Source organism: Olleya sp. ITB9, from assembly GCF_001315805.1.
Lineage (GTDB): Bacteria > Bacteroidota > Bacteroidia > Flavobacteriales > Flavobacteriaceae > Olleya > Olleya sediminilitoris.
Window position 1 is genome coordinate 50764 of record NZ_BCBW01000038.1, and the last position, 22373, is coordinate 73136.

The window sequence follows — 22373 nt, forward strand, 5'->3', positions numbered from 1 at the left end:
AATTTTTATTTCTTTTTTATAAAATTATAAATTTTACATTTTATAAATCCACTCGGCTGGATTGATTGAGCTATTGTTTTTATACAAACTAAACCATAAAAGGGTTTCACCAGTACCATCAGTAAACACTTCACCAATCTGTTGTTTAGTAGCCACCTTATCTCCAGTTTTTACATAAATCTTTTTAAGGTTGTGGTAAGCTGTAATATAATTACCATGCTTTATTAAAACTGTTGGATTACCACGTTTTTGAACAATAATTTTTAAAACTTCTCCTTTAAAAACGGTTCTTACAATAGCATTCTCTTCGGTAGCAATACGCACACCTCTACTGTTTATAGATAATGAGGCATCTGTTGGATGACGTTGTATACCATACTTTACCTTAACCAAACCTTTTTCGACTGGCCAGATTAGTTTTCCTTTATTACTCAAAAAATCTGCTGCTAATAGTTTAGCTTCGGGTGTTAAGGCAAATGTGGTTGACGAGTTAGCTTTGGTATTAGTTTTACCAGCTTTTTTATTAGAATTAGCAATAGCTTCCTTGATTATTCTATCAATCTCTCGATCAATTGCTTTAGCTTCTTTCTGCTTTTGTTTAACCTGAGCAGTATATTTTTTAAGGTCTTTTTTAATAGATGCCATGATTTGCTCATGTTGTTTCATATCTACCTCTAAAGCTTTTTGTACTTCTCTATTTTCTGCAATAAGTTTGTCTTTATCTGCTTTTTGCTTACTTAATTCTAAATTTAAACTTTGCAGTTTAGCTGCTTTTACTTTAATATTCTCTCCTTGTTGCTTTTGGTATTTAGAGTACTGATTCATGTACTGTAAACGCTTATAAGCTTGTCTAAAGTCATTAGAGGACAATAAAAACATGACGCGACTTTGACTACTTTTATTTTTGTAGGTATTACGTATAGTTTTAGCGTAATTATCTTTTAAAATGGCTAATTCTTCTCTAAGATTAGAAATCTTTTTTTGATTAGTATTAATAGACCTAGTTATTAAATTAGCTTGTTGATTGGTTACTTTAATTAAGTTACGTCTAACATTTAATTTATAATTTAAATCCTCTATTAAAGAGGTTTGACTTTTATGTTTAGATTGATTTTTAAACAACAAATTATTAATTTGTTTAATCTGATTTTTAATCTCTAAACGCTGAGCTTCTAATTGGTCTATTTTATTTTTTTGCGCTAAAGCGGAAGTATTGCCCATCAATACTAAAAATGTAATACTTAAAAGTAGTAAACGAAGCTTCATATATTACAATTCAATTTTTGTAAAACCAGATGGAATTTTAAACGGAAAACGAATGTTTTCGTTTAATTTAACAGATTTTAATTCTAGATTAATCTCTAATTCGTCTTCGTCCTCAACAGCCAAAATTTTAGTCTGTTCTGGTATTGTTTTATTATCTACTTCTTGATAAGTTAAATAATCAATATGTAAAATACGTTTGTTTTTAGGTTGAGATATTTCTTGAGAATCCATTTTAAAATGACTAGGATTTACAAACAAAAACAACTCGAATAAATCACGTTGTTTTTTAGGTTCTAAAATATAAGATTTATCGTTTGCAGATAATTGATACTTGTCGTCGTTTAAATTAAATAACGATTGACCCAATAACATGTTTTGAACTTTATCAAAATCTAAATCAGTCCCTAAAAGATTACTTAAATAGTCAAAATCACCATCAAAATAAGTGTTATCCCATTTATTATAAAAAGCGACTCTAGTTGGTGTTATTAACGCTCTAACTATTGATACAGGAGTGGATGTAATTAGTATTTGCTTATCTTTTTCTATTTTAAGACTAACGGTATAGTTTTGAGAGCTACCTTTTTGAGCTGTTCCTATTTTAAGTCTAGCAATTAAAGTGGTAAAATCTATATTAGCATTTATACTGTTTTTAATAAGTTGTTTAACTTTTAAACCAGAATCAACTTGGCCATCAGACACTAATGTTTTGGATCCCTTGCATCCAGAAGCTATTATTATTAAAAGTAATACAGTTACTGCTATGTGTGTTTTAAATTTCATTAATTGGTATCTTCTAATTTTTTAGCTTTATCTGTAAACGCCTTAGCTTTAGATAAATTGTTAGTTATTGTGTATGCTTTAGCTAATTGATTATAAAAATCAATTTCCATTTTAGTGTCATCTATAATATAATCTAATCCTGTTTCTAGACTATTTATAGCCTCTTTTGGACGATTTAAATAGTTTAACGCAACACCATTTGCTAAATATAATACAGGTTGTGCAGGAAAAACTTCTAAACCTTCATTACTTCGTGCTTCGGCTAAATCAAATTGTTTTAAGTCTATATGTAATAAGATTATGTTTCGTAAAATACCAAAATTTTCCTCTTCTTTTTGTAAAGCTTCTTCATAAAAATTTAGTGCTTTTTGTTTTTCGCCTTTAAGCAAATAATATTGTGCTAACTCTACTAAGGTTTTACCAGAAGATTCAATTTTAGTTAACATAGAGGTGACCTCTACCAAATCCTGCTCATACTGTTGATTTTTACTAACAAATTTGACAAAATCTGCCAATACTTTTATTTTAGATTCTGGGTTAATTTTAGAACTTTGTAAAGCCACTTTCATAGACGCAATAGCTTTATCATTACTACCTTCTTCTAAATAAAATTTATATAAAGCCAAATGTACAAGCTCTGACTTTGGGTTTACTTCAAGTAATTTTTTAGCAGTTTCAAATGCTTTTTTAAGGTCACCACTTTCACTGTAACGATAAATTAAACGTAGGTAGGTGTCTTCTGATTCTGGGTTTTTATCTACACGATCTTCTAAGTTTGCAATTTGGTCTTTTTTACGTCCTGTTGCGTTGTAAATTCTATTGCGTAAAATGTCTCGCTCTTTGTTGATACCTAGCTCGTCATCTAGCTCGTCTAAAATTTTAAGCGCTTCTTTAAAATCGCCTGTTTGCATATAGATGTTGGCTAAATCCTCCTTATAATCTGGATGATATTTAACCAATTGCTTAACCGTTTTTATGGCTTTTTTGTATTCTTTTTGCTGAATGTATGTGCTATACAATTCATCTAAAAACCATTCGTTATCTGGTACTTTAGCAACTGCTTTTTTTAATGCATCTTCTGCTGCACCAAAGTTTTTTAAACTATTGTAGTTTTTACCTAATTCAAAATATAAAATAGCATCACTATCGTCCAAAGCAATACATTTTAAGAGGTTGTCCACTGCACGTTGGTAATTTTCTATCCCTTTTTGTTTTAGAGCTTCAAAAAAATGCTCTTGAAAAGCATCAGAAACATCACCTAAATCATCATTAGGTTTAGCGTCAAAATCCACTTGTGCAAAATTAACCTTTGGTACTAAAAACAAACTGAAGGTAATAAGTACTATGTAAAACTGTTTTTTCATGTTTTTGAATGCTGCGCTAAACACTAACTGATTTATATTTATAACAAAAAAAGGGTAAACTATTCTAAAACCGAATAATCACCTATACTAATTTTGGTGAATTTACCATCATACTTGACATGGTTACCAATCATTGCTTCGTCTAAATTAGCATTTTTTATAGACGTATGATTTTGTATTAAGCTATTTTTAACTGTTGAATTTTCTATAACACAATTATTTCCAACTGAAACGTAAGGTCCAATGGTCGTGTTTTTTAGCACCACGTTTTCACCAATATAACAAGGCTCTATAATTGTTGAGTTTTCATTTTTTACGGTAGATGCTACTAATTGCTCTTCTCCATCTGCTGTTAAAAAGCCTAGCATGCGTTGGTTAGTTTGAAGTGTAATGTTTTTGTTTCCGCAGTCCATCCACTCGCTTACTTCACCAGTTTTAAAAACTTTACCGTCTGCCATCATCCCTTTAATACCATCGTTAATTTGGTATTCTCCACCATTAATAATATTATTATCTAAAACGGTTTGAAGTTGGTCTTTTAGTTGGCTAACTTCTTTAAAATAGTATATACCAATAACTGCTAAATCACTAACAAATTGTTCTGGTTTTTCAACAAGCTCAACAATCTCTTTATTATCGTTTAATTTAACCACACCATAGGCTTCCGGCTGTTCTACTTGTTTTACCCAAATAACAGCATCTGCCTCTGGATCTAGATTAAAATCTGCACGTATTAAAGTATCTGCATAAGCAATAACTGCTGGTCCAGATAGACTCTCTTTAGCACACATGATTGCATGTCCTGTACCCAAGGGTTTATCTTGTCTGTATATAGATGCTTTGGCACCCAAACTGGTTGCTAAATCTTTCAAACTAGCAACAACATCATCACCAAACCAAGCTGGATCACCTAATACAAAAGCAACTTCTGTAATTGGTTGGTCTAATACTTTTGCTATATCTTTTACTAATCTATGGACAATAGGTTGTCCTGCTACAGGAATTAATGGTTTTGGTACTGTTAAACTGTGTGGTCTTAAACGAGAACCTCGTCCTGCCATAGGTACTATTATTTTCATATTTAATTGTCTGTAATTTGAATATTATATTTTTTTGCTATTGTATTGAATACGTCTTGTTTACCTTGATTTTCTAGCTCTTGATACAATATTGCAATAAATTTTTCGGCATCGTTTTTATAAGGTGATTGCATTTCAATATATAACACGTAAGCTTGCATCATATTATCTAAAGCATTTTCAAAATCGTTATCCAAAGCATAAATACGTCCTAAACCATAATAAGTTTCTGGGTCATTTTTAAAAACTTTGCCATATTGCCTGTATGCTTTCTTAGCTTTATCAAATTGTTCTAGATAACCATAAGTAACTGCAATATTCATTAAAGGCATTCCTCCTTTTGGATCTATTTTTAGTGATTTTTTATAACACTTAATTGATTCTTTATAATCACCTAACTCTTTATAAGTACGTCCCAAATTGTCCCAAGCAAATGCAAAATTTTTATCTTCTTTTATTGCTTTTTTATAAAATGAAAGTGCTTTTTTAAACTCTTGATTATCATAAGCGATTAAACCTTTATTGTAGTATTCTGTAGCTTTTTCTTTATTTGAATATGAGTTTTCTAAAGCTTCATCTTCTGTAAAATAAATGGTTTCCATATCACCACAAGTATCTACAAGATAGGTTTCTATTTCTTGATAATCTGCATCAGATATTACAATATTTAGTTTGTCTGAAGCAACAGTTAAAGTGTCTGTTTTAGTTAAAGACTCATTGACTTTATCCGAAACAGCAACCATAGACTTGTTAATTTGCCAAGCCATATTTGCAGAGGTTATGCAAGCTTTAATCTCTTCGCTTTTTTGAACTTTACTTAAATTTGTTTCAATTTTACCAATACAATCACATGCATCATAAGCGACATCAACAATTTTTTCTGAATTGTCTTGGGCTAATAAAGCTGTATTACTAATTAATAACAGAGTAATTACTGTGATGATTGATTTCATGGTTTTTTATTTAGTTCCTGTACTACCAAATCCTCCTTCTCCTCTAGAGGTTTCAGATAATGTTTCTACCTCTATCCATTCTGCACGCTCATGCTTAGCAATTACTAATTGTGCTATACGCTCGCCATTTTCAATTGTAAACTCTTGGTTAGATAAGTTAACAAGAATGACACCTATTTCGCCTCTATAATCTGCATCAACAGTACCAGGTGCATTTAATACTGTAATTCCTTTTTTTGCAGCCAAACCACTTCTTGGTCTAACTTGAGCTTCAAAACCTATCGGTAACTCTATAAATAAGCCTGTTTTAACGATTGTACGCTCTAAAGGCTGAAGTACTATAGGATTTGTTATATTAGCTCTTAAATCAAGTCCAGCTGATGCTGACGTTTCATAATGTGGCAATGCGTGACTAGATTTATTTATAATTTTAATTTTCATGTATAAACTTGCTTCATTTTAACCTGAGTTACAGATTAATTTAATTTCTTTTTAATAAATGTTTTATTTCTTTCTTTTCAAAAAGAACTATTAATCCCAAAAATAATAAAACTAAAATAGTATTAATATAATAGTTGGCTTCTGTACTTAAAGCTGCAATAGATAATACTATAGCTATAAATAAGTAGCCTAAGATTTGTTTTAAATTGTAAGGTACTGGATAATGTTTTTGTCCTAATAAATAAGATAATGTCATCATGATTCCGTAAGCTGCTAAAGTTGTCCAAGCTGCAGCTATAAAACCAAACTTTGGTATTAAAGTAATATTTAGACCAATTGTAACAATTGCGCCAACAATGGACAAGTACATACCGTATCTAGTTTTGTCTGTAAGTTTATACCAAATAGCAAGGTTAAAATAAATGCCTAAACATAAATTAGCTAATAATACTATTGGTACGATTTGTATGGCTTGCCAATAACTAGAATCTGTAACCAACAAGGCTTTAAAAACATCTAAATAAGCAATTATAAAGACAAGCATTAAGCTACCAGCTATTACAAAATACTTCATTATTAAAGCATAGGTTTGTTTTGCATTTTTTTCTTTTGCATGAGAAAAGAAAAAAGGCTCTGCTCCTAACCTAAAGGCTTGAATAAAAATAGTCATAAACATGGCTATTTTATAACAACCACTATAAGCACCATTAATATCTTTGTTTAATAAATTAGGAATAATCCATTTATCAAAATTCTCATTAACAACATAGGCTAAACCAGCAACCATAATTGGCCAACCGTAATTAATTAATTGTTTAAAAATGGGCTTACTAAACTGAAGTTTGGTTTTAAAAAAATAAGGTAGTAACAATATTAATGTCATTGCACTTGCAGCCAGATTTGCAATAAAAATATATTGAACTAAATCTGAAGTATCATACCAAGAAAAAGACAGGTTAAATTTAGGAATAAACCAAAGGAAAAAATAATTAAGTAACACATAAATTAATATGTTGCTAATTTTTATTGCTGCAAATTTAATTGGTCGTCCTGTAGCACGTAAATACGCAAAAGGTGCAACTACTAATGTGTCCAAAACGATGACACCAATTAATAAATTAAAATATTTTTGAGAGATACCAAACATGCTAGATAGTTGTTGACTATAAAGCAACATAGCTATTAAAAACAAAAAAGTAGTAACAATTAAACTGATAAACGTAGTAGAAAATATCTTGTCCTTTTCTTTAGATTTTGTAAAAAATCTAAAGAAAGCCGTTTCCATTCCATAGGTAAGTAGCACATTAAAAAATGAGGCGTAAATATAAAATGTAGTATTATCAGAAAAGCTTGTGGTTTTTAAGTTACCTGTGTGAAGAGGTACTAAAACAAAATTCATAAGACGAGGTAATACAGTTGCTAAACCATAAATTATAGTGTCTTTGAAAAACTTTTTTAAAACGCTCAAGAGTTTATTAAAATTTGATTGAAAATATAGGTTGACTTATTTAAATATCGAAACTAAATGAATGACTAAAATTAGTCACTTATTTACCTTGTTTTGGTGGTGCACTAGGAAAATGTTCCATTTTTTTTTCTGGAACTGAATCAATTTTCAGGTACTTAATTGTTCCGTTATCTAAATAGCTTACTACTGCTTCATTTTGCTTTAATTCAAAAGTTGAATCATTTGTGTTTTTTTCTAATGTCTCTTTTTGATTAGCTTCTGTTAAAATACGACCAATATAAAGGTTTGGACTATTAGGCTTAGTCTGTAAAGCTACTTTCTGTCCTCTAAAGTATAAACTATCTAACTTAAACTGTGTGCTAACAGGTATAAAAACATTAATGCCAGAACCTCCACCTTTAACACCTGCTACCCATTTTTGATAGTATGCCTTATCTGTTTTAAAGGCAACATTTTGTTCTAGTTTCTGAGCTGTAGAACATTGCATAAAAAATAAACCCGATAGTATTGATAAACTGAAAAATTTTATAAACTTCATAATAGTAATGTTTGTATAAAGGTAATTAATCAAAATGTATTCCATAAAAAAACCTTATTCAAATTGAATAAGGTTTTTTAAATATTTATTGAATGTATACTAAGTATTAACCTAAGTATACATTTGTTTTAGTTATTTAAAGCTTCTGCTCCACCAACAATCTCAAGGATTTCGTTTGTAATTGCTGCTTGACGTGCTTTGTTATAAGTCAATTTAAGTTGATCTCTTAACTCAGTTGCATTGTCTGTTGCTTTATGCATTGCAGTCATACGTGCTCCATGCTCACTTGCAAAACTATCTCTAATACCCTTATATAATTGAGTTTTTAAAGATTTAGGAATTAATTGCTCAACAATTTCAATTTTTGAAGGTTCAAAAATATAATCTGAATTAGCTTCTTCTTCTGTTTCAACAGGTACAATTGGCAAAAACTGCTCTGTCATTACAATTTGTGTCGCTGCATTTTTAAACTTATTGTAAACGATTTCGATTTTATCAAATTCGCCTGCACTAAATTTATCCATTAGCATCTGTGCTATTTCAGCAACATTATCAAAAGTTAGATTATCAAATATTTGACTTTGATTGTCAATTACAAGACCTGTTTTTGAAAATGCATCATTAGACTTTTTTCCTATTGCTAACACAGAGACTTGTTTTCCTGTATAAACATTAGAAATCAAGTGTTGTGTTTGTTTAATAATGTTTGAATTAAAAGCTCCACATAATCCTCTGTTTGAAGTTATAGATACAATTAATACATTATTAACCTCACGTTGTTCTGCAAATTTACTTCCTGCATCTTCGTTTAAAGTTGCACTTAAACTTTGTAAAAGTTCAGTTAACTTATCTGCATAAGGACGCATTGCAGTAATAGCATCTTGAGCTTTCTTCAATTTAGCAGCAGAAACCATTTTCATGGCACTAGTAATCTGCATCGTTGACGATACTGAAGATATTCTATTACGTATTTCTTTAAGATTAGCCATTCTTTATTTTTATAAAGACTCTTTGATATTTTTCTGCTTAAAGCAGAAAGTCATCCAGAGTGACATTAGTTTAAAATTTAAATTTAGAGTTGTAGCTTATACTACAACTCTAAATCTATAATATTATGCTCTATATTTAGCTGATAATTCTTTACAAACAGTAATTAAAGTGTCTGTAACTTCATCAGTTAATTTACCTGCTTTTAAAGTATCTAAAACACCTCTGTGCTTAGCGTTTAAAAATTCAAGATAGTCTCTTTCAAATTCTTTAATTTTATTAACTGGTACGTCTTTTAATAGGTTTTTAGATCCAGCATATATAATTGCTACTTGATCCTCAACTGTAAATGGATCGTTTTGACCTTGCTTTAAGATCTCTACGTTACGTTTACCTTTTTCAATTACATTTAAAGTAACCGCATCTAAATCTGAACCAAACTTAGCGAAAGCTTCAAGCTCACGATATTGTGCTTGGTCTAATTTTAAAGTACCAGATACTTTTTTCATTGATTTAATCTGTGCATTTCCTCCAACACGAGATACAGAAATACCTACGTTAATTGCTGGACGAACACCAGAGTTAAATAAATCTCCATCTAAGAAAATTTGCCCATCTGTAATAGAAATTACGTTTGTTGGGATATAAGCTGAAACGTCTCCTGCTTGAGTTTCAATAATTGGTAATGCTGTTAAAGATCCACCACCTTTTACGATTGGTTTTAATGACTCTGGTAAGTCATTCATTTCTTTAGCAATACTATCATCGTTGATAATTTTTGCAGAACGCTCTAATAATCTTGAGTGTAAGTAAAATACATCTCCAGGATATGCCTCACGTCCTGGTGGACGTCTTAATAATAAAGATACTTCACGGTAAGCAACTGCTTGCTTTGATAAATCATCAAAAACAATTAAAGCTGGTCTACCAGTATCTCTAAAATATTCTCCAATAGATGCTCCTGTCATTGGTGCATACACTTGCATTGCAGCAGGATCTGATGCATTTGCAGCTACTATTGTAGTATATGCTAAAGCTCCTTTTTCTTCTAAAGTTTTAGCAATTAAAGCTACTGTTGAGGCTTTTTGACCTACAGCAACATATATACAGTATACAGGCTCACCTGCATCGTAAAATTCTTTTTGATTCAAGATCGCATCAATACAAACTGCAGTTTTACCTGTTTGTCTGTCACCAATTACTAACTCACGTTGACCTCTACCAACTGGTATCATAGCATCAATTGCTTTAATTCCTGTTTGTAATGGTTCAGTTACTGGCTCTCTATAGATAACTCCAGGTGCTTTACGCTCTAAAGGCATCTCATAAGTAGTTCCTGAAATAGGACCTTTTCCATCAATAGGATTACCAAGTGTATCTACAACACGACCAACAATACCTTCTCCAACTTTAACAGATGCGATACGGTTAGTACGTTTTACTGTAGACCCTTCTCTAACACCTCTTGCTGTTCCTAAAAGTACGATACCTACGTTATCTTCTTCAAGGTTAAGTACGATTCCTTCTGCACCACCTTCAAGCTCTACTAACTCACCATACTCTGCATTTGAAAGTCCGTAAGCACGTACGATACCATCACCTACTGTTAATACTGTTCCAACTTCGTCTAATGAAGCGCTTGCTTCAAAACCTGAAAGTTGTTGTTTTAAGATTGCTGATACTTCAGCTGGTTTTACTTCTGCCATTTTTTATTTATTTTGAACAGCTATTATAAATCTCTGCTAATTTAACAATGTCGTTTATATCTGAATAATTTAATGAAACAAATTCTTCTTTAAAGCATGCTCCAATATATTTCTTCAAGTTTTCAATATTTTTTTCAGAATTAGAGGTATTAAACTGTAATGCCTTTTTTTCTGATGGTATTTTAATTAAGTATAAATTATCTACAACATCTTTATATATTGTGATATCTCCAATTATTTTATAAACCTCATAAAATTGAGAAGTATCAAAGCTTAAAGAAGATACTGCACCTGCTGCTAATTCTAGACCTTTACCTTTTGAACCAACACCCACAAAACATCTTTCAATGTTATTATCATCTACACAAAACTTAACTTTCTTTTTAGATCGGTAAGAAGATGTACGGTTTTTACCCTTAGCATTTATGTAGTTAATTGAAACAAGCTTACCAATATTTGCTTCATCTAAATCAACAACATTACCCCACTGATTTGGGTCTTTTACGTCTATTTTTTCAAAAACAATAGAAATCTCTCCTTCTACTTTTTCACCTTTACTATCTATAACGTATCCAGGTAATTTGTATAAGTTTTCAGAGTTTTCCTTAGCGGTTTCAAATTCTTCTTTTTGATTTTCTTTAATCTGCTCTACAACTGTTTCAATTTCTTGTTTAGTCAAAAAAGCATAATAAAAATACTCATCAAGCAAATATATTTTTTTCAAGTAGGTATTAGCATCTTTTACTAAGCCTTCGGAATGTGATGAAAAAGACATATTTAAAGGATAAAAAGTATTATTACCTTCTATTCTTCTAAGTTTCTCATTTACTACCGCAATAACTTTACCTGTTAAATTGGTGTAGGTATAAACTTTACCAGATTCTTTAGTTGAAACTCTATTAACTTTACCAATAATAGCTCTTTCTCCTGTATCTGGATCAATTTTAGTATTAGAGACAATTAACATATTTCCTAATACTTCTGGAGAAACCTCTAAAAAATTAGCTTCTAAATCAAGTTGTTGTTTTTCTAATTCTTGAGTTTCTGCTGCAGATTCTCTTTCCCTTTTTTCCAGAAAAAAAGCATCTATTTTATCATAGTTAAAACCTTTTTCATTGAAGAAATCTAATTCTTTAAACAAGAATTCAGTAATTAGCTTTTTTGAATTTAATGAGAAAGAAACAGCTGTAAAATCAATTTCATTAATTCTATCCTTATTTGGCTGTTTCATTGATAACCAAGTGAAAGATTTTGTTTCTGAGATTTTTTTCGTTTCATAGTTAACTAGTAAAACCGTTTCACCTTCAAGTGTCTCTAAAGCGTAATAAAAATCTTCATTTGTTTTATCTTTGGTAATTTTAATAGACTCTTGTTTATCTATCAAAACAACCTCTTTCTTAACTTTCACTTTTTGTGCAACCAAAACATTTACAACAAACAATGCTATTGATAGTAAAAGAATATTTTTTTTCATGTATAAGATTCTCTTTTAGTTTACTGTAAATTCTCTTTTTAACTTGCTTAATTGGTTAGCGATACTTGCGTTATATTGCGTATCTCCAACACGTAATATGAAACCACCTAAAATGCTTTCATCTACAATATTTTTTATTGCTGCTTCTTTACCAGTTAGCTCCTTAACTTTAGCCAAAACTTTAGTTTCTAAAGCATCAGTTAATGGAACAGCTGTTGTAACGGTTGCAATTTGATTACCTTTTTGTGCTTCTAACAAAGTAATGAATTTTGAAGCAACTTGAGGTAATAAATCTGTACGTTTATTAGCAACCAAAGTATCTATTAAATTAACAGTTACTGGGTTAATCTCTTTAAAGATTTCTAATAACGCAGATTTTTTTACACTTGAACCAATTACAGGACTGTAAAGCATATCTTTTAAATCTTTACTTTGCGCAACAGTATTATTTATTAACTGCATATCATTATTTACAACATCTGCTGTATTTTGATCTGTAGCTAAGCTTAAAACTGCTTTTGCGTAACGTATTGCTGCTCTTTCTCCTGCCATGATTTGACTAGTTTAATTTAGCATCACCTAACATAGACTCAACTAATTCTAATTGTTTGTCTTTATTAGCTAATTCTTGACGTACTACTTTTTCTGCAATCTCAATAGACAAACCTGCTACGTGGTTTTTTAAATCAGCCATAGCTGATTTTTTCTCACTTTCAATAGCAGCTTGTGCTTGAGCAATCATAGTGTTTGCTTGAGCTTGAGCTTCCGCTTTAGCGTCATCAATCATTTTATTTTTTAACTCTCTACCTTCTTTAAGCATAGCTTCACGTTCTGCACGTGCTTCTTTTAATAATTTTTCGTTATCTGCTTGAAGATTTTGCATTTCTAACTTAGCGTTTTCAGCTGAATCTAATGCATTTTGTATACCGTCTTCACGTGTTTGTAAAGCGTCTAAGATAGGCTTCCATGCAAATTTTCTCATTAATAATATTAATATTATTAAGATAATACCTTGCATAAAAAACAAGCCTACTGAAAAGTCATTTAATAAAGTTTCCATGAAATATAGATTACTTAAATTTTGTTTTTTGTTTAATTTAAAACAGTTTCTGCAACCAACCGTTGCAGAAAGCTGTTTCTTTTTGTTTTAGGATTATGCTCCTAAGATTAATGCACCGAATGCTAAACCTTCTAATAAGGCTCCGATGATGATCATCGCAGTTTGGATTTTTCCTGCTGCTTCTGGTTGACGAGCAATAGATTCCATTGCTTTTCCTCCAATTTGACCTAATCCGATTCCTCCTCCGATTACGATTAATCCTGCTCCAATTAAATTGTACATACTAATTTGGTTTTATAAATATTAATTAAACAAATTCTTATTAATGATGGTCATGTTCTTCAACTGCCATACCTATAAATAACGATGATAACATCGTGAAAATAAACGCTTGTAAAAAGGCTACTAAAATTTCGATAACCGAAATAAATAATGCTAACACTAATGACATACCTGTTGATGTTACTGCTCCAAAAGATTCTTTCATTGTAATCATTAAAGCAATTAAACTCATAACAACAAAGTGTCCTGCAGTCATGTTTGCAAATAAACGTACTAATAAAGAGAATGGTTTAATTAATACAAAACCAACTAACTCTATCACTGCTAATATTGGACGTAAAATCATTGGCACACCAGGCATCCATAATGTGTGCTTCCAAAAGTCTTTACTTCCGCTAAATAAATATATTACTGCTGTAAAAATTGCTAAACAAGCTGTTACTGCAATTTGTCCTGTTACGTTAAATCCTAATGGTGTTAAACCTAACAAGTTTAATATCCAGATAAAGAAAAACACAGTTAATAAAAAGCCCATAAACTTACGGTACTTTTTCTCACCAATATTTGGCTTAGCAATATCGTCTCTTACGTAGATTACTAAAGGCTCTAAAATACGACCAACACCTTTTGGCACTGTATGTCCTTTTTCATAACCTCTTGCTAAGGCACTAAAACCTAACAACATTAACAACCCTGTAAGTAACATTCCAAACACAGATTTAGTAATAGAAAAATCTAATACTTTGTGTGCATTTGTTGGGTGGTGATCATCATCAAATGCAACAGTGGTTGCACCTTGATCTAATTGATATATCTTACTGTGAAGTTTTACTAAACGTGCATTACCTTTTTCAACAATAACTTGACCGTTATCATCATGGTGAAATGCAGAAGACATAAATGTTTTTAAACCATCTTTAGTCCAAACAATAACAGGTAATGGAAAACTCCTATGTTCACCTGTTTCATTATTTGTATAAAAATGAAAATCGTGAGAGTCTTTTAAGTGATGTTTAATATACTCTTTGATTTCTTGAGCAGTATTCACTGTATTTCCTGGCTCTTGTTTAGTTTCTTCTCCATAAGCAGAAAAAGAAAATAAAGTCAGAACTAATATTGCTATAAAATTGAAATATTTTTTTGCCAACATCATACTTTTTGTAACTAATAAATTTATTGTCTGTAAATTTTGTGCAAATGTAAGTAATAATTTAAAAAGGAAACGCTTTTTTTAATACGAATTTATTTACTAATAAAATTACGCTATAATCCTTTATTACAAAGACTTATTCGCTTTTTAGTAATTTAGCTATACAAGCTGTTTCAATAATTAGAAATAAAAAAAAGGGGATTACAAGTCCTAATCGATGCTCGAGTGTCAGATTTGTAGCCGAAAAAACGGTTGCTTTGAAGATTAAAATAAACATTCCTATTTTAATTAACATCATTGTTAGATAGGCATATCCTAATTGATTTGGCATAACACTATATATGCCTTCAATACTTGAATATACAATTAATGCTGCTATACCATGAAAAAGATATAATTTATTTAAAGAATATGGTAATACCTGGTCGTTTGTGACATATTTATGTATTCCAAAAGAAATTGCTAATACAACAAGCATTAACGATATAACAAACACAATACGTTTATTCATTTTTTTGAATTTTGTTGATTGGTAATTTTAATAACTTGTTTTATTACAGAATACATGGCTAAAAACACAGCTAGTAGTGTGACTATTTTAAAATAAAGTTGATTATTATTTTCTAACTTTTTATCTAACCAGCCACCTAACAAACTACCTAACCAAATGGTGACACCCATTTGAATAGCCATAGTTGTAAATCTAATAAAAGGGTTAAGCTGTTTTTTGTTTTTTTGATCCACCACTAAAATCATTTACTGTTGTTTTCATAACGCATGACACATTAAAAATTGCACCAGGTTCAACAGCTAATTTTTGTGTAATTACGTCACCTTCAATATGTGCGGTAGATTTTAATGTTAAGGTTTCGGTTAGCTCAAGGTTTCCTACTAATTTACCTTCAAAATAAGCATTACTACATTTAAGTGTACCGTTAATTAGGCCATCTTTTCCTATGACAACTTTTCCTGTAGTTTCAATATTACCTTCTACTGTTCCATCAACACGTAAATCTCCTTCACTAAAAAAGTCTCCAGCTATTTTTGTTCCTTTTGCTATTATGTTTTGTATTGAAAACTGTTCTTGTTGCTTATTTTTCATTGTATTTGAGAGGTATTATTTTTGTATTGCTAGATACTTGTTTAAGTTTTTGTGTATTAGAATGGTTTTATAATTATCTGTTGAAATGCCGAAGTAAGGTTTATTTACCTTGTTTTTATCTTCCTCTTTTAATAATTCAACAAATCCTTTTGCTCCTTGTACACTTTTTAATCCATGGATGACTAAAAATGTGGTTTCTGGATTATATATATCTACTGATGTGTCCAAATCATAGTATTCAATTTTTGGAGCAATCTCGTCTAAAATTTCTTTTAAATCAGCAATAGCTTGTTCTTCATTTTGATTAAACTGAAAAACAACTTTAAAACTAGACGACACATTATCTGGTTTAAAGGTTTTATCGCTTACAGATTTTAAGCTAGCAACAATAGCTTCTGCTTGTATTGCTTCTGGTGTATTAGCATAATTTACTGCCACATCATTAAGCCCATCTATGTAGGCCTGATAACCATTTAATCTTCCGTTTGCTGTTGCTTTTAATAACGCAAATTTTGAAACCATAGGATCACCATCAAAAAACCTGATATACTCTATGGTTTTATCTATGACTTGTTGGTAATCTTGATATTGCAATAATTTATAAGTGTCCTCATACAAACTTTCTGGACTGCTTTGATCTCTGGTTGCTGCTAATTCTGGATTTTTTAATATTTCAGCATATCTTGAATCAGGATAACTAGCAATAATTTCGTTTTTAGTACTTAAAGCGTCTTCATTTTGACCTAAAATTTCATAAATTTTAAACAAATTATATTTTGAAGGTAAAACAAGTTTTTCTTCTGGGTTACTTGATAGTAAGTTTAAAAACTTGCTTTTAGAAAGCTTATACTCTTTAAATTTTTCTTTATAAATTAAACCTAATTGGTAATAAGCATAGTTTCGGTCTTTTTTAAGACTGTCCAAAGTTTTTTTAGCTGAAGGAATTTGCTCCAAATAATATTCTGGTTTTAGCAATGGACTCTCTTCACCTTCATCTGTAGTTAAAGCAACATCTGATTGATTTGAAAATCCTCCTGATACATTTGAAGACCATCTCCAATTGTCTTCGTTTTTACGCTCTCCCCAAACACGTGTAAATTGATTTTTACCATAAGCTACAGTACTTGGATTGTAAAAATAAAAACTTGAGCCTACTCCAGGTAAACTGCTACTTCCTGTAATACCATTTACTGATGCATTGGTTGTTGCCAAACCTTGTTTGCGCGCTTCTGCTTCTAGCTTTTCTTGTTCTTTTTCTGCTTTTAATTTTAATTGATTGGTATAGTCTGTAAAAAAGGTAAGACGATCTGCCTTAGACATATTTACCAACCTAAGAATACTGTCATTATTATTAGCAACACCTTCATAATAAATAACGTCGTCTAGATTTTCGCGTTTACGCTTAATAGTTCTGAAGGGTTTACTGTTTTCGACCATACTAGTCATGGTACTATCAAAATATGCTCCTGCAGTTTTATAATTGTTACGATCAAAATAAAAATCCCCTAAAGTCTGATAATTTTTTGCTGTTAAAATTTTGTCTTTAGATTTTTCTCTTAATGACTTATTGTAATAGACTACAGCTAATGAGTCGGATTGAGTATTTAGATAATATTCTGCAATTTGATGATAAATCTTATCAAGAAAAGGACGGTTTTCTCTGTTATTTTCAAGCTTAGTCAAATGCTCTAAAAATGCAAGTTTGTCGCCTGAATCATAATCAAAGTTTTTAGCCTTTTCTACATGAGCAGCCATTAGATAACGACGCGGAGTTTTACGGTTTAAATCTATAACCTCATCAAAAGCCAAATTAGCACTGTCTTTTTGATTTAATATATTATATAATTGTCCTTTAATAAAATTAAAGCGTCCTTTTTCGTCATTATTTTTAGTGGCTTGTGCTGCTATTTTAATTTGCGTTAAAGCACTATCCAAAGCTTTGGTGTTAATGTAAGCTTGTGCTAAAATTGAAGTTGCGTCTGCTAATTCCTGCTTCTTTGGTTCTTCTTGTTTAATTAAACGCTTTAGGTTTTTGATTGCCAATTCATCGTTTTCTAAACGCATGTTGGTTTTTTCTCTCCAAACTTTAGCTGTGTTAATTTTATCTGATGCTGGATATTTGTATAAGATATAATTAAAAGCTTCTAATGCTGGAATAAAACGTTGGTCAAAATATCTGGCTTGACCTAAAAGTAGATACGCTTCGTCAATTTGTGGGTTATACTCTTTACCTTGAATATTCATCCCATGTTTTTGAATTGCTTTTACTGCTTTTTCTTCAGCTCTAGTAAAATCCTGGTTTTTAGATTGTCCAGGCATTACGATGTCTTCAGTAATTTGCATGCGCTCTACTGGTAAGATGTCCCAATAGTTGTCATTATAATTATTGTTTAAGTTGTCTTGACCTTGATTTAAGGCTTCATAACCATTAAACAATGCGTTATACTCTGCAGTAACAGCATGAAAATTACGGTTTATAAAACTATCTGTTTTTCTTGAACAACTAGAAATGGTTGCCAAGATTAAGCCAGAAATTATACAGATTTTAAATGCTATTTTCAATGCGGTTGTATTTTATGTAATACATAACTAAATTACGTCGTAATTATTATTAATAACTACGGACAGGTGCGTAAAAATAAGCATCTTTTTGACTTTTTGCCAAAAAATGAACTGAAACTTGAACTAATAGTAAAATCTAAACTCTATTACACAGGACTAACAGTTCCTGCAAAATGCGCTTCTAACTCTTTTAAAGTTGCTTCGCTAGTTTGAATATCTTTAATTACTTGTCCTTTTTCTAACACTACAATACGCTCACAAACATCTGTAACATGCAATAAATCATGACTTGAAACCAAAACTGTTACTCCTTTCTTTTCGGCTAGATCTTTAATAATTTCTTTTAATCTAATTTGTGTTGTTGGATCTAAATTTGCAAAGGGTTCGTCTAAGATAATAACCTCAGGATTACCTATAAGAGCTGCAACAATACCTGCTTTTTTCTGGTTTCCTTTACTTAAATCACGAAGGTATTTTTTTTGACCTAAGATTTCGCCATGAAAAAAGTCTTCAAATTGTGATACTAAATTATCTACATCTTGCTTATTTTGACCACGTAAATCGCCAATGAAATAAAAATATTCTTCAGGTGTTAAGTAACCTATTAAAAAGCTTTCGTCTATAAAAGCCGACGTAAAGGGTTTCCAATCTTCACTTTGACAAACTAAAACATCGTTATTTTTAATTGTTCCTGTGGTTGGTTTTATTAAATCTAAAAGTAAACTAAAATAAGTGGTTTTACCTGCTCCATTATTACCTACAAGCCCAAAACTTTGCCCTTTTGGTATTTCTAAATTAGAAATATTTAAGACTTCGTTTCCACTATATTTTTTTGAAAGGTTTGTTGTTATTATCATGATGTAGTTGTTGTTAAGTTAGTTGAATTGACTAGTTGTCTTGGTTAAAGGCTTTAATCATTTCGTATTTAGAATTTAAATACTTTTTGGTTATTAATTGCATTAGTTTTTGATGAAAAACGATACCAATAATACCTAATAAGATTAATGCTGAAACACCGGAATAAAAATTTACATAATAGGTTAATGCGCCAAATATTGCTAATGGGACTAGTAACAATGGAATACCAATTAACCATTGTACTGCTCCTGTCCCTTGATAATTAAAGGCTGCACGTTGATTTAAATCTATTTTTTTACGGTTAAAAGATCCACCTAGCATTATAACATAAGTATTGACACCTATGTTATAAATAGCTGCAGCAAAATGGGCTACTAAAATTTTCCACCCAAAATAAACATAAGGTATACTTAGTACAAACATGATAATAACACTTAACATCATTAACGTGTATTTAGATTTTAAATACTGCTCATACTTTATGTTTTGGCTCATTAACATTTTATAATACCCACTATCCCAAGCTGGAATGAATTGTCCAAAATTGATTAAAAATATACCTGTTACAAATACACCAATAAAACCATACATGATTGGCATATCTCTATACATGGGTTGTGGATAAAAAAACAATCCATACAAAAGTCCAATTACCAATATAAACACTGCAGATCTTGGTCTTTTATTACGCCAAATTAATTTTAAATCTAACTGCATAAAAGGGGCTACTTCACCAAAACGCTTTGTCCATCCTAAATCTGAGGTTGACACTTCTTTAATTTTGGTTTTAAGTGAATTGTCTAAGTATAGTTTTTTAATTAATATTTTATGATTAAAAAGATATAGACCAATTAAAATAACCAATAGCACTAGTAAATACAGTGGATTATTAGTTACTGCCAACATTGCAGAAGACAATAATTGCGAAAAATTGACAATATTAAAATGATTTAAACCGAATAAAGTTCCTGCAAAAAGGATGATTGGAAGGAATGAAAACTCGGTTTCAGCAGAAAAACTTTCGATAATAAAATTTAAAAAATTGCTTATTAGCGTTAATATTACCATTGCCACTAACCATGTTGTAACTTTAGTGACCTCATAATCTTTAGTGATTAAAACGACACTAAACGGAACAATAGCAAATAATGGTAAAAAGTTAAAAAAAGATAACGCTGACTTACCTAAAACGTAGTTGACTACACGACTTCTTTTTATTGGCAAGGTTAGTAACGGTTTTACACTCATTACTGGTAATTTTTGCAAGAAAAAACGCAACATTAGGTCGCCTAAAAACCAGAAAAACAACAGCGTATTAACCATTACAAAAGGGTCATTATCAGGAAAAGCTTTTTTAAGTGTTGGATAAATAAATACGCCTAAAGATAAAAACACCAATAAAAAATAGACTGCAAAAAAGCCCATTAATATTTTTATAGCTAAGCCTTTACCAAAATTGGAAGAACGTATAAAAGATTTCCATTCTAGGCTTAAAAATTTAGTAATCATATGCTGATGGTTTAGTTTGGTTTAATAGATAAGTATACAATTGCTTAAAAATGTTACAAACAAAATTCTGGGTAGGTTTCGTTTAGCAGTTTTTCTGCTTTGTTTGGAATGATTTCAAAGCTAATATACATCCAAAGAAAAAACAGTGTCGAAAAAATAGACAGACCCAAAACAATATAAGGATTGCTAAAAATATTATCAGAAAAATTATAAAACTGTGGTAATTGGGATAACAGTATTATAGCAGATCCACCAGCTTGTTTAAATATTATTTCTTCTAACATCCATTTTTTATTAGACAGCGCTTTACGTTGTTTAAATTGCCTCTTAAGCAGAACACTTTTATAGATTACAAAAACGCATATTAAAGCATAAAACCCTATTAATAATGACTTTGCTAACACAGAAGACAATGACATATAAATAATCAAAAACACAGCAATAGTTGTTATTAGTTTAGGAAACGTAAACCATTGTTTTAATTCTGTCCATAAATACTTTATGTAACGTTTATTCATGGTTTTTTGACGACGTTCTAACACATCCATAAAGCCAAAGACTCCAAATTTTTTGAAAGCTTGGTCTCTTGCATCTTCAAAAGATAAATTGGTTTCTGTTTGCCATACAGACTCAATATCGTTTGCTAAGTGATCTACTAACTCGGTTTGTAAATCGTAATGCTCTACGTAATGCTGCCTAGTAAAAGCGTATAGGTTTTGTATTTGAGGTTGGGTTAATTTCATTATCTAACAAAGTTTTTTGAGTACTCTAAAATCTTATTTTTCTTGTTACGAAACTCGATGCCTCCTGCTAGGTTAAATAAAATTGCTAAAAACCAAAAGGCAATAAAAAAATATTGGTTTTCTAACAGTGTTTCAGCTGCTCCCAAACTATATAAAAATAAGGACGGTAAAGTTGTTACTGAATATAAAGGCTGTGCTATTTGCAACTTTTTAAAGGTTTTATAATTTGAATATCCAGAAATAATTGCCCAAAAATGTATAATTGACAGACTAACTACAAGTATTAAAGTAAGAGCTTTATTTGGCTGCAACTGCTGCATCCAATATACTGCAAATCCCATCATTATTGTAAAAGGGATATATTTAGGCTTATAAAAAAACATAGCTAAACGTCGCCACATTTCTCTTTGATAACTCCAATGAATGATTTTTTGACGTTTCTTTTCAAAATCTTGAATAAAAACTATTTTAGATTTTAAGTAGTCTTCAAATTTTACATCGTTTTTAGACTGTTCAAATCCTGATGCTAAATGATCAATAAGTTCTAACCTAACATCTGTAAATTTAACTCCTAACCTTATTAAATAATCGTCAATATATTGTATTTGTTCTTTACTTAACTTCATATTACTCCAAACTTAATTTAGGGTTCATAAACGTTTCCATGGTTTTAATATAATCCTTAAGTTCTTCTAATTTACTAACCGTTTCTTTATTACCTTTTTCGGTAAGTTTATAGTATTTACGTAAACGGTTATCTACTTTTTTAACCTCAACGTCCAGCAATCCTTCGGCTTCTAACTTATGTAGGGCTGGATACAAAGCACCTTCTGTAATATTAAGTTCGCCTTTAGTAATTTGTTTCACTTTTTGTGTCATTTCGTAACCATACATTTTTTCACTTTCATTTAAAAGTTTTAAAATAATAGTGGTCAGACTACCTTTATATAATTTTGAATTTGCCATATTACAAACATACATAATTTTCTTATGCATAAAAAACTTAGGTATTAATTTTTACCTAAATCATATCTTAAACGGTAAAGCT

The 22373-nt window shown here is 30.5% G+C and carries 24 protein-coding genes; all 24 read right to left on the reverse strand.

Features of this window, described 5'->3' with window-relative positions:
* Positions 1 to 33: 33 nt before the first annotated feature.
* On the reverse strand, positions 34 to 1266 hold the full coding sequence (locus ITB9_RS10875; protein ID WP_054852242.1) for a murein hydrolase activator EnvC: 1233 nt from the start codon (positions 1264 to 1266) through the stop codon (positions 34 to 36).
* A gap of 3 nt (positions 1267 to 1269) precedes the next feature.
* Positions 1270 to 2049 carry a DUF4292 domain-containing protein gene (locus tag ITB9_RS10880; protein ID WP_054852243.1) on the reverse strand — a complete coding sequence of 260 codons (780 nt, stop codon included), beginning with the start codon at positions 2047 to 2049 and terminating at the stop codon, positions 1270 to 1272.
* Positions 2049 to 3413, reverse strand: a complete 1365-nt coding sequence (locus ITB9_RS10885) for a lipopolysaccharide assembly protein LapB (protein ID WP_054852244.1) — start codon at positions 3411 to 3413, stop codon at positions 2049 to 2051. Before ITB9_RS10885 ends, ITB9_RS10880 begins: the two co-directional genes overlap by 1 nt.
* A gap of 59 nt (positions 3414 to 3472) precedes the next feature.
* On the reverse strand, positions 3473 to 4492 hold the full coding sequence (locus ITB9_RS10890; RefSeq protein ID WP_054852245.1) for a sugar phosphate nucleotidyltransferase: 1020 nt from the start codon (positions 4490 to 4492) through the stop codon (positions 3473 to 3475).
* A gap of 2 nt (positions 4493 to 4494) precedes the next feature.
* Complete coding sequence (locus ITB9_RS10895; protein WP_054852246.1) at positions 4495 to 5445, reverse strand: tetratricopeptide repeat protein; 951 nt, start codon at positions 5443 to 5445, stop codon at positions 4495 to 4497.
* 6 nt (positions 5446 to 5451) lie between these two features.
* Positions 5452 to 5886: a dUTP diphosphatase gene (dut, locus tag ITB9_RS10900; protein WP_028288788.1), complete on the reverse strand. Its 435-nt coding sequence runs from the start codon at positions 5884 to 5886 to the stop codon at positions 5452 to 5454.
* Between the two features lie 40 nt (positions 5887 to 5926).
* Positions 5927 to 7354, reverse strand: a complete 1428-nt coding sequence (locus ITB9_RS10905) for a polysaccharide biosynthesis C-terminal domain-containing protein (protein ID WP_054852247.1) — start codon at positions 7352 to 7354, stop codon at positions 5927 to 5929.
* A 79-nt stretch (positions 7355 to 7433) separates the two neighbouring features.
* Positions 7434 to 7892: a hypothetical protein gene (locus ITB9_RS10910; protein WP_054852248.1), complete on the reverse strand. Its 459-nt coding sequence runs from the start codon at positions 7890 to 7892 to the stop codon at positions 7434 to 7436.
* Between the two features lie 128 nt (positions 7893 to 8020).
* Entirely contained in the window at positions 8021 to 8881 is an 861-nt protein-coding gene (gene atpG / locus ITB9_RS10915) for an ATP synthase F1 subunit gamma (RefSeq protein WP_054852249.1), read from the reverse strand.
* 123 nt (positions 8882 to 9004) lie between these two features.
* The gene (atpA, locus tag ITB9_RS10920; protein ID WP_054852250.1) at positions 9005 to 10585 is read right to left on the reverse strand and encodes a F0F1 ATP synthase subunit alpha; all 1581 of its coding nucleotides are present in this window, start codon (positions 10583 to 10585) and stop codon (positions 9005 to 9007) included.
* Between the two features lie 7 nt (positions 10586 to 10592).
* On the reverse strand, positions 10593 to 12059 hold the full coding sequence (locus ITB9_RS10925; protein WP_054852251.1) for a hypothetical protein: 1467 nt from the start codon (positions 12057 to 12059) through the stop codon (positions 10593 to 10595).
* Positions 12060 to 12074: 15 nt separating this feature from the next.
* Positions 12075 to 12611 (reverse strand): ATP synthase F1 subunit delta, encoded by a 537-nt coding sequence (gene atpH / locus ITB9_RS10930; RefSeq protein ID WP_054852252.1) that lies wholly within the window; start codon positions 12609 to 12611, stop codon positions 12075 to 12077.
* Between the two features lie 7 nt (positions 12612 to 12618).
* Complete coding sequence (locus ITB9_RS10935) at positions 12619 to 13119, reverse strand: F0F1 ATP synthase subunit B (RefSeq protein ID WP_028606685.1); 501 nt, start codon at positions 13117 to 13119, stop codon at positions 12619 to 12621.
* Between the two features lie 93 nt (positions 13120 to 13212).
* Positions 13213 to 13401 carry an ATP synthase F0 subunit C gene (gene atpE, locus ITB9_RS10940; protein ID WP_028288795.1) on the reverse strand — a complete coding sequence of 63 codons (189 nt, stop codon included), beginning with the start codon at positions 13399 to 13401 and terminating at the stop codon, positions 13213 to 13215.
* A 40-nt stretch (positions 13402 to 13441) separates the two neighbouring features.
* Entirely contained in the window at positions 13442 to 14554 is a 1113-nt protein-coding gene (gene atpB, locus ITB9_RS10945) for a F0F1 ATP synthase subunit A (protein ID WP_054852253.1), read from the reverse strand.
* Positions 14555 to 14687: 133 nt separating this feature from the next.
* Positions 14688 to 15062, reverse strand: a complete 375-nt coding sequence (locus ITB9_RS10950; RefSeq protein ID WP_051419112.1) for a DUF6168 family protein — start codon at positions 15060 to 15062, stop codon at positions 14688 to 14690.
* On the reverse strand, positions 15059 to 15307 hold the full coding sequence (locus ITB9_RS10955; protein ID WP_054852254.1) for an AtpZ/AtpI family protein: 249 nt from the start codon (positions 15305 to 15307) through the stop codon (positions 15059 to 15061). The genes ITB9_RS10950 and ITB9_RS10955 overlap by 4 nt, the downstream gene beginning before the upstream one ends.
* Positions 15267 to 15653: a polymer-forming cytoskeletal protein gene (locus ITB9_RS10960; protein WP_028288799.1), complete on the reverse strand. Its 387-nt coding sequence runs from the start codon at positions 15651 to 15653 to the stop codon at positions 15267 to 15269. The genes ITB9_RS10955 and ITB9_RS10960 overlap by 41 nt, the downstream gene beginning before the upstream one ends.
* A gap of 15 nt (positions 15654 to 15668) precedes the next feature.
* Positions 15669 to 18215: a hypothetical protein gene (locus tag ITB9_RS10965; protein WP_261975625.1), complete on the reverse strand. Its 2547-nt coding sequence runs from the start codon at positions 18213 to 18215 to the stop codon at positions 15669 to 15671.
* A gap of 146 nt (positions 18216 to 18361) precedes the next feature.
* Positions 18362 to 19072, reverse strand: coding sequence for an ABC transporter ATP-binding protein (locus ITB9_RS10970; protein WP_054852255.1), 711 nt, complete (start codon positions 19070 to 19072; stop codon positions 18362 to 18364).
* A gap of 31 nt (positions 19073 to 19103) precedes the next feature.
* A complete protein-coding gene (locus ITB9_RS10975; protein WP_054852256.1) occupies positions 19104 to 20582 on the reverse strand; it encodes a DUF5687 family protein in 1479 nt (492 codons plus the stop codon).
* A 53-nt stretch (positions 20583 to 20635) separates the two neighbouring features.
* Entirely contained in the window at positions 20636 to 21325 is a 690-nt protein-coding gene (locus ITB9_RS10980; protein ID WP_054852257.1) for a hypothetical protein, read from the reverse strand.
* Entirely contained in the window at positions 21325 to 21951 is a 627-nt protein-coding gene (locus ITB9_RS10985) for a hypothetical protein (RefSeq protein ID WP_054852258.1), read from the reverse strand. Before ITB9_RS10985 ends, ITB9_RS10980 begins: the two co-directional genes overlap by 1 nt.
* Before the next feature lies 1 nt (position 21952).
* The gene (locus ITB9_RS10990) at positions 21953 to 22291 is read right to left on the reverse strand and encodes a PadR family transcriptional regulator (RefSeq protein ID WP_028288806.1); all 339 of its coding nucleotides are present in this window, start codon (positions 22289 to 22291) and stop codon (positions 21953 to 21955) included.
* Between the last annotated feature and the right edge of the window lie 82 nt (positions 22292 to 22373).